The sequence below is a fragment of the Nocardiopsis sinuspersici genome (assembly GCF_001998325.1).
In the GTDB taxonomy this organism is placed as follows: domain Bacteria; phylum Actinomycetota; class Actinomycetes; order Streptosporangiales; family Streptosporangiaceae; genus Nocardiopsis; species Nocardiopsis sinuspersici.
In genome coordinates, this window is record NZ_MCOK01000001.1 from 1,150,619 (window position 1) to 1,163,227 (window position 12,609).

A 12,609-nucleotide genomic window follows, 5' to 3' on the forward strand; every position below is an offset into this window, starting at 1 on the left:
GGCGGGTTCACGCCGGTGACACCCTTGTTGCATGAGTGAGACGACGTGGGGTCGGTGCCATGGTGGTTGAGGGGACCCGGGTGGACGCCGAGGCCGAGGTGGACGAGAACGCCTTCCAGGTGCACCTCGACAACTTCGAGGGGCCCTTCGACCTGCTCCTGGCGCTGATCTCCAAGCACAAGCTGGACATCACCGAGGTGTCCCTGTCGAGGGTCACCGACGAGTTCATCGCCCACATCCGTGCGTACGGCGAGGAGTGGGACCTGGACCAGGCCAGCAACTTCCTGCTGGTCGCGGCGACCCTGCTGGACCTGAAGGCGGCCCGGCTGCTGCCGCGCGGCGACGTCGAGGACGAGGCGGACCTGGCCCTGCTGGAGGCCCGCGACCTGCTGTTCGCCCGGCTGCTGCAGTACCGGGCCTACAAGGAGGTCGCCTCGTTCATGCGCGGGCGGCTGGCCTCGCAGGGGCGCCGCTACGCACGTGCCGTCCCGCTGGAGGAGCGCTTCGCCGCCCTCAGGCCGGAGGTGCTGTTCAAGCTGGGTCCCCAGGAGTTCGCGGCGCTGGCCGGGATGGTGTTCACACCCAAGGAACCGCCCAGCGTGCCGGTCACCCACATCCACCAGACCAAGACCTCGGTCAGGGAGCAGGGCGAGCTGATGGTCGCGGAGCTGCGCGAGCACGGGCGGCTGACCTTCGCCGAGCTCACCGCGGCCTGCACCGGTACCTTCGAGGTCGTCGCCCGCTTCCTGGCGCTGCTGGAGCTGTACCGGGCCTCCAGCGTGGACTTCGACCAGCCCGAGCCGCTGGGTGAGCTGCTCGTCACCTGGACCGGTGGTGAGGCCGAGGTCGAGGTGCGCAGCGAGTACGACGGCTCCGACGGTGCCGGGGCCGTCGGCGCCGGGAGCGCGGACGGACCAGGGGAGACGGAGGAGCGAGGATGACCGCCGAGGACATGACGGCCGCAAGCGCCGGAAGCACCGGGGACGTGGTGGTCGGGGAGGCGGCCGCCGGGAGCACGGTCGACGGTGCCCAGGCCCCGCCCGCCCTGCGCCGCGACCTGGAGGCGGTGCTGATGGTGGTGGACCAGCCGGTGTCGGAGTACGACCTGGCCCGGGCCCTGGACGTGCCCGTCACCGTGGTCTCACGGACCCTGGAGTCCCTGTCCCGGGAATACACCGAGCAGGGCAGGGGTTTCGACCTTCGGGCGGTGGCCGACGGATGGCGCGTGTACACGCGTCCCGAGTGCGCCGACGTCGTCGAGCACTTCCTCCGGGAGGGGCAGGAGGTGCGGCTCACCCAGGCCGCGCTGGAGACGATGGCGGTGGTGGCCTACCGCCAGCCGGTCTCGCGGGGCAGGGTCTCCGCCGTACGCGGTGTCAACTGCGACGGGGTTATGCGTACCCTCGTACTGAGGGGGCTGATCGAAGAGGCCGGGCACGACTCCGAGTCCGGTGCGCTGCTGTATCGGACCACCTCCTATTTCCTGGAACGGTTGGGCCTGCGAGGCCTCGACGAGCTGCCTGATCTGGCGCCGTTCCTCCCCGACGACATCGAAGGTCTAGACGACACCGGTGAGCACACCTAACGAAAGATCCCGCGGTGCGCGGGACAATGCCCCGCGCGGTGAGCGCGGCGACTACGACAAGCGCGGCGGCCAGGGCCGCCGTGAGGACCGGGACCGCAGGGACGACCGTCCCCGCGGCGGTTACCGGGACGACCACGGCCGGAAGGGCCGTGACGACCGCCGCTCCGAGGGCGGTGGCCGCGACGACCGCGACCGCGGCGGCTTCCAGGGCGGTCGCGACGACCGCGACCGCGGCGGGTTCCGGAGTGATCGGGACCAGCGCGGCGACCGCGGCGGACGCGACTTCCGTGGCGGCGACCGTGACAGCCGCGGCGGACGTGACTTCCGTGACCGCGACGACCGCCGTTCCTATGGCGACCGTGACAGCCGTGACTCCCGTGGTGCGGGTGATCGCTCCACCGGCCGTGGTCGTGACGACCAGCGTGGTGGCGGCCGTTACGAGCGGGGCGGACGTGGCCCGGGTGTCGGACGCGACGACCGCGACCGCGGCGGGTTCCGGGGGGACCGGGACGACCGTGGCGGGCGCGACTTCCGTGACCGCGACGACCGCCGTTCCCACGGTGACCGCGACAACCGCGGTGGCCGGGACGGCCAGCGCGGCGAGGGCCGCTCCTTCGGCGGCGACCGCGGTGGTTACCGGGGCGGCCGCGACGACCGTGGCCGTGATGACCGTGGACGGGACGACCGCCGCTCCTCCGGGGGCGGGCGCGACGACCGCCGTTCCTATGGCGACCGTGACGGCCGTGACTCCCGTGGTGCGGGTGATCGCTCCACCGGCCGTGGTCGTGACGACCAGCGTGGTGGCGGCCGTTACGAGCGGAGCGGGCGTGGCCCGGGTGTCGGACGCGACGACCGCGACCGCGGTGACTCCCGCGGCGGTCGGGACAAGCGCAGCAACCGCGAGAAGCTCAGCGACCGCGACAAGCGCCGTGCCCTCGGGGGCGAGCGCGGCAACCGTCCCGCGCCCCAGAGCGGCGCACCGGCGAGCGGTCCCAAGAAGGAGGGCCAGCTCTCCAAGGCCGCCCGCGAGCGGCTCAAGGCACTGCGCGCCGACTACGACCCCAACGACGAGGACCGCGTCCCCGACGAGGACCGCGACACCTACACCGACGTCAAGGACGGGATCCGCCTCCAGAAGGCGCTCGCGGCGGCCGGTGTCGCCAGCCGCCGCGCCAGCGAGGAGATGATCGCGGCCGGACGCGTCAGTGTGGACGGCCAGGTCGTGCGCCGCTTCGGCGCCCGGGTCAACCCGGAGACCTCCGAGATCCGCGTCGACGACATGCGCGTGGTCACCGCCCCGGACAAGCTGTACTTCGCCCTCAACAAGCCGCGCGGCGTCGTCAGCACCATGTGGGACCCCGAGGGCCGTCCCACCCTGGCCGACTACACCGGCCAGACCACGGAGCGGATCTTCCACGTGGGCCGGCTGGACACCGAGACCGAGGGCCTCATCCTGCTGACCAACGACGGCGAGCTGGCCAACCGGCTCACCCACCCGCGGTACAAGGTCGTCAAGACCTACATCGCCAAGGTGCCCGGCCCGGTTCCGCACCGGGTCGTGCGCGAGGTCCAGAAGGGCGTCGAGCTGGAGGACGGCCCGGTCGAGGTCGACTCCTTCCGCGTGGTCGAGAACGAGCCGCCCAAGGCGCTCGTCGAGATCCGGCTGCACGAGGGGCGCAAGCACATCGTGCGCCGCCTGATGGAGGCCGTCGGCCACCCGGTCGCCGACCTCGCCCGTACACAGGTCGGCCCGATCGACCTCAACACCCTCAAGCTGGGCACGATGCGGGCGCTGACCTCCCGTGAGGTGAGCGAACTCTACGAGGCGGCGGGCCTGTAGATACAGTTGACGGCGGCCGTCCCCCTCCGGGTGGCGGCCGCCGTCCCCTTGTGCGGGGACGGTACGGCGAACGAGGACAAGGCGGGATCGAACGTGGCGGTACGGGCCATCCGCGGTGCGGTGCAGATCGACGCGGACGAACGGGATCAGGTGCTGGAGGCCACGGCCGAACTGGTCTCGGAGGTGATGCGGCGCAACGCGCTGGAGACCGACGACGTGATCAGCGTGCTGTTCACCGCCACCCCCGACCTGAAGAGCGAGTTTCCCGCGCTGGCCGCGCGCAAGCTCGGCTTCACCGACGTCCCGCTGATGTGCGCGACCGAGATCGCCGTTCCGCACGCCCTGCCGCGTGTGGTCCGGCTCATGGCGCACGTGGAGACGGACCGGCCGCGCTCGGACCTGCAGCACGTCTACCTGCGCGGGGCCCAGGCCCTGCGGCTGGACATCGCTCAGTAGAGCGGCACGGGCTCCCGGCCGGACCGTAGGCTGGGAACACAGGACACGTCGGAGGCGGAGAGAGCAGTGGGCAACACCAGCGACGGGCGGGGCATCGAGGATCAGCGGCCCGCGGTGCGCCGGGTGGCGGTGGTCGGGACCGGCCTCATCGGAACGTCGGTGGCGCTCGCCCTGCGCTCCCGTGGCGTCGACGTCGTCCTCTCGGACCCCGACAGCGCCTCCCTCCGCCTGGCCTGCGACCTGGGCGCCGGACATCCTCTGGAGGAGTCCGCCGACCCGTCCTCGGCTCCCGCGGACGTCGCGGTCATCGCGGCGCCGCCCGCCGCCATCCCCTCCGTCCTGCGCCGCGCGCAGGACCGGGGCCTGGCCCACGTGTACACGGACGTGGCCAGTGTGAAGGCGAGTGTGCTGGCCGAGGCCGAGCGGATGGGCTGCGACATGGCCACGTTCGTCCCCGGGCACCCGATGGGCGGCCGGGAGAAGCAGGGGCCCGGCGCCGCACGCGCCGACCTGTTCCTGGGCCGCTCCTGGGCACTGTGCCCCACCGGCAAGGCCGACCCGCAGGCCGTCGCGGCGGTCGCCGAGATCGCCCGCCTGTGCGGCGCGGACCCGACGGTGCTGGACGCCGGGGCGCACGACCGCGCGGTGGCGCTGGTCTCGCACGCCCCGCACGTGGCCTCCTCCGCGGTGGCGGCCCGGCTGGTCTCCGGTGACGGAGCGGCGCTGACCCTGGCGGGACAGGGCGTGCGCGACGTCACCCGGGTGGCGGGCGGCGACCCCGCCATGTGGTCCGAGATCCTCACGCACAACGCCGCCCCGGTCGCGGAGGTGCTGGAGGCGATGGCCGCCGACCTGGCGGCGGCCGCCGACGCCCTGCGCGCGACGGCGGGACGGGCGCACGACGGCCCGTCCTCGCAGACCCTGGCGCCGGTGCGCGACCTGCTGGAGCGCGGGCGGTCCGGGCACGGCCGCATCCCCGGCAAGCACGGCACCGTCCACAGGCCCGAGTACACGGTGATCCCGGTGGTCATCCCCGACGAGCCCGGTTCGCTGGGCCGGCTGTTCGCCGCCGCGGCGGAGGCCGGGGTCAACATCGAGGACGTGCGCATCGAGCACACCCCCGGTCTGCCGCTGGGTGTGGCGCAGCTGTACGTGCTGCCCGACGCCGTGGACACGCTCGCGCGGGCACTGGCCGCCGACGGCTGGTCGGTCCACCCCGGGGTGTGACCGCTCGGGCGCGGGGCCGTACGGTCCGCCGCACACACGGGTCACCGGTAGGGTTGGGCGTCGGCAACAGTGGCAGCAAGCGGGAGTCAACGGCAGTGAGCGCGCAGGACAGCACCGAGGGCATCGTCATCGCGATCGACGGTCCCTCCGGGTCGGGCAAGTCGAGCACCTCCCGGGGTGTGGCCAGGGTGCGGAACCTGCGTTACCTCGACACCGGGGCCATGTACCGGGCGATCACCTGGTGGATGCTGTCCAACGACGTGAACGTCAACGACGCCGAGGCCGTGGCCTCCCTCGTCGAGCGCCCCGTCATCGTCATGGGCACCGACCCGAACGCCCCCACGGTGACCGTGGACGGCCGCGACGTGGCCGCCGAGATCCGCGAGAGGGACGTCACCACCAACGTCAGCGCGGTGTCGGCCGTGCCCGAGACGCGTGAGCGCATGGTCCGCTCCCAGCGCGAGATCATCGCCAAGGCCAGGGCCGAGAGCGCGGGCATCGTGGTGGAGGGCCGCGACATCACCACCGTCGTCGCCCCCGACGCCACGGTCAAGCTGTTCCTGACCGCCAGCGCCGAGGCGCGTGCCCAGCGGCGCAGCAAGGAAGTCCGCACCAGCGACGTCGCCGCCACCCAGGCCGACCTGGCCCGGCGCGACGAGCTGGACTCCAACCGGGCGCACTCGCCGCTCAGGCAGACCGCCGACGCCACCGAGCTCGACACCACCGGGCTGACCCTGGACGAGGTCGTCGCCCTGGTCTCCAAGCTGGCCGACGAGGCCCGCGACCGGTAACACCGGCCACACCGGCCGACAACAACCACTTTCGGGGAACACACGAACATCCGCGGGGGTTCTTTCCCCGTGGCCAGTACACGGGCGCCGACAGCGCCCGTTCGCCGATCCGCGCCCTCCGGGACACCGGGGCGGGGTCGATCCTACGCATCCTCGCGGCACGCATCCTGGGCGCGCGAGGACGAAGAACCGGGAGCAGTACATGAGTGACTTCGACAACCTTGACGTCGGCCATGAGGGCGCCGACGCCGCCGAGCCCGCGGCCCTCCCCGTGGTGGCCGTGGTCGGCCGCCCCAACGTGGGCAAATCCAGCCTGGTCAACCGCATCATCGGCCGCCGCGAGGCCGTGGTGGAGGACGTGCCGGGTGTGACCCGTGACCGGGTCGCCTACGACGCCCAGTGGCAGAACACCAAGTTCACCCTGGTGGACACCGGCGGCTGGGAGAGCAACCTCAGCGGTCTGGCCGCCATGGTCGCCCAGCAGGCCGAGTACGCCGCACAGACCGCCGACGTCATCCTGTTCGTGGTGGACGCGACGGTCGGCGTGACCGACGCCGACGCCGCCGTCACCCGTGTGCTGCGCTCGACCAAGCGCCCCGTGGTGCTGGCCGCCAACAAGGTCGACGGCAGCAAGCAGGAGGCCGACGCGCTCGACCTGTGGCAGCTCGGCGTGGGCGAGCCTTACCCGATCAGCGCCCTGCACGGCCGGGGCACCGGCGACCTGCTGGACGCGCTCGTCGCGGAGTTCCCCGAGCAGCCCATCGGGGAGGACGACGACGAGGGCGAGGACGGCCCGCCCCGCATCGCGCTGCTGGGCCGCCCCAACGTGGGCAAGTCCAGCCTGCTCAACCGGCTGGCCGACGAGGACCGCGTGGTCGTGGACTCGGTGGCGGGCACGACCCGCGACGCGGTGGACGAACTGGTCGAACTGGGCGGCCGGACCTGGAAGTTCATCGACACCGCCGGTATCCGCCGCCGGTTCCGCAACCTGCAGGGAGCCGACTACTACGCCACCATGCGCACCGGGACCGCGTTGGAGCGGGCCGAGATCGCCGTGGTGCTGATGGACGTCAGCGAGCCCCTCGCCGAGCAGGACATCCGGATCGTCGAGCAGGTGCTGGAGGCCGGCCGCGGCCTGGTCCTGGCCTTCAACAAGTGGGACGTCCTGGACGACGAGCGCCGGATCTACCTGGAGAAGGAGATCGACCGCCAACTGTCGAGGGTCGCCTGGGCCCCGCGTGTGAACGTCTCGGCCAAGACCGGGCGCCACATGGAGAAGCTGGTCCCGGCGATCGAGACCAGCCTGAGCGGGTGGAACCAGCGCATCCCGACCGGGCAGCTCAACAACTGGCTCAAGGACCTGGTGGCCGCGACCCCGCCGCCGGTGCGCGGCGGCAAGCAGCCCAAGATCCTGTTCGCGACGCAGGCGGGTGCGCGTCCGCCGCACTTCGTCCTGTTCACCACCGGGTTCCTGGAGGACAACTACCGCCGCTTCATCGAGAGGCGCCTGCGGGAGGACTTCGGTTTCGAGGGCTCCCCGGTGCACATCAGCATGCGGATCCGCGAGAAGAGGGCCGGTGCTCCGGGACGCGCCTCCAGGGGCAGCGTGCGTCCCGACCGCAAGCACCGCCGCCGCTGACGCGCTGACCGGGACCCGCACCGGATGATCTTGCTCTTGGCGGCACTCTCGGCCGCCGGCAGTGCCACTGGGAGCAAGATCATCGCCGGTGGGAGCCTGGGGGCGCCCGAACCGCTGCGGCATCCGGCCAACGCCCCCGCAGCCGGTACGGGCGAGCGTGCACCGTGGGTTTCTCGCACCGCGGCCGGGAACGGTCCGCCCGTGCCGCGGCCCGGTAGCGTGGTGACCGGGCGAGAGGGGGAGTCATGCGCAAGGTGCTGGTCAGCGCCTGCCTCATGGGACGCAGGGTGCGCTACGACGGACGCGCCAAGACGGTCGAGGACGACGTGGTCGCCCGCTGGCGCGAGGAGGGGCGCCTCGTGGTGCACTGCCCGGAGGTCGCGGGCGGCCTGCCGGTGCCCCGACCGCCCGCCGAGATCGAGCCCGGCGCCACCGCCGCCGAGGTGCTCGCGGGGCGTGCGCGCATCCTCACCCCCGACGGGCGGGACGTGACCGGCCACTTCGTGGACGGCGCCCGCGCGGCGCTGGCCACCGCCCGGGCGCACGGCGTGGGCGTGGCCGTGCTCAAGGAGTCGAGCCCGTCCTGCGGACTGCACGAGGTCTACGACGGGTCCTTCACCGGGCGCAAGGCGCCCGGCGAGGGGGTCACCGCGCGGCTGCTCCAGGAGCACGGCGTCGCCGTGTTCACCGAGAACGAGATCGCGCGGGCCGCCGAGCGCCTGCGCGCGCTGGAACACGTCTGAGGGACGCCCCGGGTCCGAGGCGTCCTGGTGGCGGACCCGCCCGGTCCTTCCGGCGGGCCCCGGCTCCGGCCGTCCCGTGGCGTCCCCCGTCCCCGTCAGCGGCGGACGACCTCGTACCGTGCGCAGGCGAAGTCCCCGGCGCGGTGCACGTCCAGCACCCTCAGGTCCACACGTCCGGCCAGCAGCGGCGCCCCCGAGCCCAGGGTGGCCGGGGCGATCGACACGACCACCTCGTCGAGCAGCCCGAGCCGGGCCAGGTCCGCGGCGATCCCGCCACCGCCGACCAGCCACACGTCGCGCCCGTCGGCCGTCTCGACCATCTCCGCGTGCAGGTCGCGCAGTTCCTGGTCGGTGTCCGCGCCGGCGAAGCGGACGTCGCCCTCGACCCTGGGCAGGTCCCGGTGGGTGAGTACCCACGTGGGAGTGCCGTAGGGCCAGGGCTTGTCACCCTCGTGGCGCAGGATCCACTCGTAGGTGCTCGCGCCGCACAGGATCGCGCCCGCGTTCCGGATGAAGTCCTCGACCTCCCCCAGGGCGTCGTCCCCGTCGGCGGAGAAGAGCCACTCCAGGGAGTGGTCCTCGGTGGCGATGAAGCCGTCCAGGCTCGTCGCGGTGTTGTAGACCGTCCTGCTCACTGTGTACCTCCGTCGTGGTGTCGGTCCTGTAGCCATTCGATGGGATCGCCGTGACCCACCTCCAGGCCCTCCGCGCGCAGCATGTGGCGGACGAGCTGCCTGCGGTGCGCGGAGTAGGTCAGTACGTGTGCGACGACGCTGCCGAGGACGAAGCTCTCGGGCGGGTCGCACAGGGCGTCGATCAGCCGGTCGCCCCAGGCGCCGCGGCGTCCGATGTCGTCGACCGTGGCGATCCAGCGCGCGCTGACACGGGTGTGCCGTTCGAGCAGGCCCCCGGTGTCGTCCGCGCCCGGTTCGGGGAGGTCGGCCCCCTCGATCGAGGCGAGCCACACCTCCTTGGCCCGGACGAGGTGGTCGAGGACGGCGGCGACCGACTCCTCGGGCCCGTCCCACTCCAGGACGGTCAGCCCGGGTGCCCGCACCCGCCGGTAGGCCTCCTCGGAGAGCCCCTCGGCCAGGCGGATCAGGTGCGCGGTGTCGTCCACGTCGTGGTGGATCTGGAGGGCGATCAGGTCCATTCCGGGTCGGTCCTCGGTTCTCTCCTGGACCCACAGGTGGATCGGCGGGTGGAAGTGGATGCCGTTGGGCGCGGACAGCCAGGTGCCGCTGCCCGGTGTGGTGGAGCCGGGCGGACGCCCGAAGGCGCGTCCGAAGGCGCGTATGAACCCCTCGACCGACCCGTATCCGGCGGCGAAGGCGGCGTCGGTCACGCTGCTGCCCTGGCCGATCTGCCAGGCAGCGCGCTCCAGGAGCACCCGGCGTCGCAGCGCGACCGGGGACTCCCCGGTGTCGCGGGTCAGTCTGCGGGTGAAGTGGAACGGCGAGGCGAAGGCGTGGTCCGCCATGTCGGTGAGGCGGGTGTTCTCCTCGTCCAGGACCGCGTCGAGCAGCTCGCGCAGGCGGTCCCGGCCCGGGGTGGACTCGGTCATGCGACCAGTATGTTCGCCGGGAGGGCGCGGGCGCCTGACCGATCTTGCCCACCCTGGAGAGCCGCCGCTCCGTCGGAGGACGCCCTCCGACGGAGCGAGCAGGGCGATCCCGTCGCCGCCCACGCGATCGGTCGCGTCGTCCCCGGTCAGCTCCACGTGGATGCCGCCCGCGTGGGTGCCCGGAGCCTCGTGGACCTCGAAGAAGCCGCGCACCTCGTTCGGGAGCCGTCGAACCGCCGGGTCCTGTGCTCCTCGGCGCGGGTGGGTCCCGCACGCCCTCATGAACGCCGGCGCGTTGACGGTCTCCCCGGCCACGCCCTCGTGGCGCCGGCAGGAGGCCAGGCGCCCGCGGTACGGGCGGCGCGGTCCTGCTCCACCGGCCGCTCGCGGTGGGCGGGTGCCCTCGGGGTGTCGGTGGCCTCGTGGCCGACCCGGCGCGCGGTGAGGGCCGCGGGCACCATCGCCAGCAGCGCGAGCAGGGCCAGGCCGACGCCGACCCACAGCGGTGCGCGCAGGCCGAAGGCGTCGATGCCCATGCCGCCGATCCACGAGCCCAGCACCACACCCATGGTGATGAACGAGGAGTGCACGGTGTTGACCAGGGCTCGGGCGTTCCCGGCGCTCTGGACGCGGGTGATCATCGCCGGGTTCAGGGTGATGCCGACCAGGCCGATGCCCACCATGGCCAGCAGCGCGGGGACCGGCAGGTCGGCGAACAGGGCGAAGGTGACCAGGAAGAGCGTGTTGAGCCCCAGGCCGGTGACGATGACCGTGATGGTGTGGGACATGGCCAGGCGTCCGACCACGATGTTGCCGATCACCGTCGCTCCGCCGTAGCCGAGGAGCAGCAGCGGCACGATGTCCCGGGAGAAGCCGGTGACCTCGGTGAGGATCGGCGTGAAGTAGGAGAAGGCCGCGAAGGTGGCGCCGATGATGAGCGTGGAGGTGGCCATGACGAACCAGAGCCGGGGCCTGCGGAACACCGCCATCTCGGTGCGGAGCTCTCCGGCCTCGTCGGACTTCTCAAGCCGGGGCAGGGCCACCATGGTGGCCACGGCGACGATCACGGTCAGTACGCCGACGGCGGCGAAGGCGACCCGCCACCCGAACTGACCGCCGATGAGCGCGGACAGGGGAAGGCCGAGCAGCGTTCCGACCATGAGGCCCTGCAACGCCACCCCGGTGGCGCGTCCGCGCAGGTGCGGCTCGGTGACCTGGGCGACGGCGGACAGGGCGACGCCGAAGAACGCGCCGGAGGCGGCTCCGGTGATGACGCGGGCGATGAGCATGGGCCAGTAGGTCGTGGACAGCGCGGCCAGGGCGTTGCCCAGGAAGAAGACGACGAACAGCACCAGGAGCGCGTGGTCGGTACGCAGCCGCAGCACAGCCAGGGTGGCCGGCGGGCCGCCGAGCGCCATCGCCAGCGCGAACGCGGTGATGAGGTAGCCGATCTGCGGGATGGTGGCCCCCAGGTCCTCGGACATCTGCGGCATGAGCCCACCGACGAGGAGCTCGCTGGTGACCATGGCGAAGATGCCGAGCGCCATGAGGTAGACGGACTTTGGCATCGACTCTTCCTTCTCGGTTTTGTACAGATCAGAACAAAAAAAGAGCGCGCATGGGGAGTGTCGGAGGACGACGTGCCGACACGGGGCAGGGTGTGGGCGGACGCCCTGCGGCCGCGGTCGGGGCCGTGGTCAGCGGGTCAGGGTGTGAGGGCCTCGATCCCGGTCGACGCGATGCCCTCCAGCGCAGTTCGTCCGGCGCCGGACTGGGCCGCGACCCTCATCCCGTAGACGAGGGAGGTCACATACCAGGCCAGGTCTCCGGGGTCGCGGTCGGCGGCGATGGAGCCGTCGAGCTGGCCGTCCATGATGGCCAGGCGTAGCGATGACAGACGTCTGTGCAGATCAGCCTCGACCACCCGGGCGATGTCGGGGTTGCGCGAGGCGATCGTGGTGATGGTGTTGACGGTGAAGCATCCTGATCCGTGGCCGCTCTCCTGGTTGGCCGTCTCGTCGTCGACGATCACGGTGAGCAGTGACCGGATGCGCTCCAGCCCACTGCTTCCCGAGGCGTCGAGGACCGTCCCCTGGCGTGCGGTCATGGTGTTGACGTAGTGCGAGAGCGCCCGTCGGAACAGGTGCTCCTTGGAGTGGAAGGTGTTGTAGAGGCTACTGCGGGTCAGTCCGGTCGCCTGGCACAGGTCGGCCGTGGAGGTCCCGTCGAACCCCTTGGCCCAGAACTCACGACAGGCCCTCTGGATCACCCGCTCCTCGTCGAACTGGCGTGGTCTCCCCATGGGGAGACGATATCATTTTGTGGATGGATCAGAACAAAACTCTTCCGAGCACCGGGGGCGACGCCTGCTTCTGCGGCGCGGAACCGGGCCCGTCGGGGAGGGGCGGCGAGCCGGAACCGCGGTACGGGCGGCCCCGCGAATGCGGTAGAGTCTTCCCGTCGGCGGCGCCGGAGACGGCGTTCGCGCGGCGAACGGGACGTAGCGCAGTTTGGTAGCGCACTTGACTGGGGGTCAAGGGGTCGTGGGTTCAAATCCCGCCGTCCCGACAGGGCAGTAGCAGGTCGTGGAGGGGTCCGCCGTGTGGCGGGCCCCTCTTCGCGTTCCCGGCGGGAGCCGTTCTCGGGCGTGGCCACCGGCCCCGCGGGCGCGTTCGTGCGCGAGGTGCGCACGACGACGGCGGTGGGGCCGAAAAGTCGGGACATGGCAGACTTGTGTGGTCACCGGCGCGGCGGATCCTGGCCC

Annotated in this window: 11 protein-coding genes, 1 tRNA gene and 2 pseudogenes; 9 read left to right on the top strand and 5 right to left on the bottom strand. The window is 72.2% G+C overall.

The genetic code is table 11. The features are described 5' to 3' along the window. The first annotated feature begins 59 nt into the window (after positions 1–59). From NOSIN_RS04870 to NOSIN_RS04905, 8 genes and pseudogenes are all read left to right on the top strand, one after another. A complete protein-coding gene (locus NOSIN_RS04870; protein ID WP_077689589.1) occupies positions 60–941 on the top strand; it encodes a segregation and condensation protein A in 882 nt (293 codons plus the stop codon). After that, the gene (gene scpB / locus NOSIN_RS04875; RefSeq protein ID WP_227015308.1) at positions 938–1,585 is read left to right on the top strand and encodes an SMC-Scp complex subunit ScpB; all 648 of its coding nucleotides are present in this window, start codon (positions 938–940) and stop codon (positions 1,583–1,585) included. Before NOSIN_RS04870 ends, scpB begins: the two co-directional genes overlap by 4 nt. Next, a complete protein-coding gene (locus NOSIN_RS04880; RefSeq protein WP_077689590.1) occupies positions 1,572–3,425 on the top strand; it encodes a pseudouridine synthase in 1,854 nt (617 codons plus the stop codon). The genes scpB and NOSIN_RS04880 overlap by 14 nt, the downstream gene beginning before the upstream one ends. A 93-nt stretch (positions 3,426–3,518) precedes the next feature. After that, on the top strand, positions 3,519–3,881 hold the full coding sequence (aroH, locus tag NOSIN_RS04885) for a chorismate mutase (protein WP_077693410.1): 363 nt from the start codon (positions 3,519–3,521) through the stop codon (positions 3,879–3,881). A 66-nt stretch (positions 3,882–3,947) separates the two neighbouring features. After that, positions 3,948–5,108, top strand: a complete 1,161-nt coding sequence (locus tag NOSIN_RS04890) for a prephenate dehydrogenase (RefSeq protein ID WP_077689591.1) — start codon at positions 3,948–3,950, stop codon at positions 5,106–5,108. A gap of 95 nt (positions 5,109–5,203) precedes the next feature. Further along, the gene (gene cmk / locus NOSIN_RS04895; protein WP_077689592.1) at positions 5,204–5,899 is read left to right on the top strand and encodes a (d)CMP kinase; all 696 of its coding nucleotides are present in this window, start codon (positions 5,204–5,206) and stop codon (positions 5,897–5,899) included. Positions 5,900–6,092: 193 nt separating this feature from the next. Then, a pseudogene (gene der, locus NOSIN_RS04900) lies at positions 6,093–7,538 on the top strand (ribosome biogenesis GTPase Der); the annotation flags it as partial. 245 nt (positions 7,539–7,783) lie between these two features. After that, entirely contained in the window at positions 7,784–8,281 is a 498-nt protein-coding gene (locus NOSIN_RS04905; RefSeq protein WP_077689594.1) for a DUF523 domain-containing protein, read from the top strand. Between the two features lie 95 nt (positions 8,282–8,376). Here the strand turns inward: NOSIN_RS04905 and NOSIN_RS04910 are convergent, their stop codons facing one another. From NOSIN_RS04910 to NOSIN_RS04925, 5 genes and pseudogenes are all read right to left on the bottom strand, one after another. Beyond that, complete coding sequence (locus NOSIN_RS04910; protein WP_077689595.1) at positions 8,377–8,916, bottom strand: dihydrofolate reductase family protein; 540 nt, start codon at positions 8,914–8,916, stop codon at positions 8,377–8,379. Then, positions 8,913–9,845: a helix-turn-helix domain-containing protein gene (locus tag NOSIN_RS04915; RefSeq protein ID WP_077693411.1), complete on the bottom strand. Its 933-nt coding sequence runs from the start codon at positions 9,843–9,845 to the stop codon at positions 8,913–8,915. The genes NOSIN_RS04910 and NOSIN_RS04915 overlap by 4 nt, the downstream gene beginning before the upstream one ends. A 171-nt stretch (positions 9,846–10,016) precedes the next feature. Then, positions 10,017–10,127, bottom strand: a pseudogene (locus NOSIN_RS28090) (hypothetical protein); the annotation flags it as partial. Continuing rightward, positions 10,124–11,413 (bottom strand): MFS transporter, encoded by a 1,290-nt coding sequence (locus NOSIN_RS04920; protein WP_227015309.1) that lies wholly within the window; start codon positions 11,411–11,413, stop codon positions 10,124–10,126. The gene NOSIN_RS04920 and the pseudogene NOSIN_RS28090, both read right to left, overlap by 4 nt. Before the next feature lie 137 nt (positions 11,414–11,550). Further along, positions 11,551–12,147, bottom strand: a complete 597-nt coding sequence (locus tag NOSIN_RS04925; RefSeq protein ID WP_077689596.1) for a TetR/AcrR family transcriptional regulator — start codon at positions 12,145–12,147, stop codon at positions 11,551–11,553. A gap of 192 nt (positions 12,148–12,339) precedes the next feature. Here NOSIN_RS04925 and NOSIN_RS04930 point away from each other — a divergent pair. Continuing rightward, positions 12,340–12,413 (top strand) — tRNA-Pro (locus NOSIN_RS04930). Positions 12,414–12,609 lie beyond the last annotated feature (196 nt).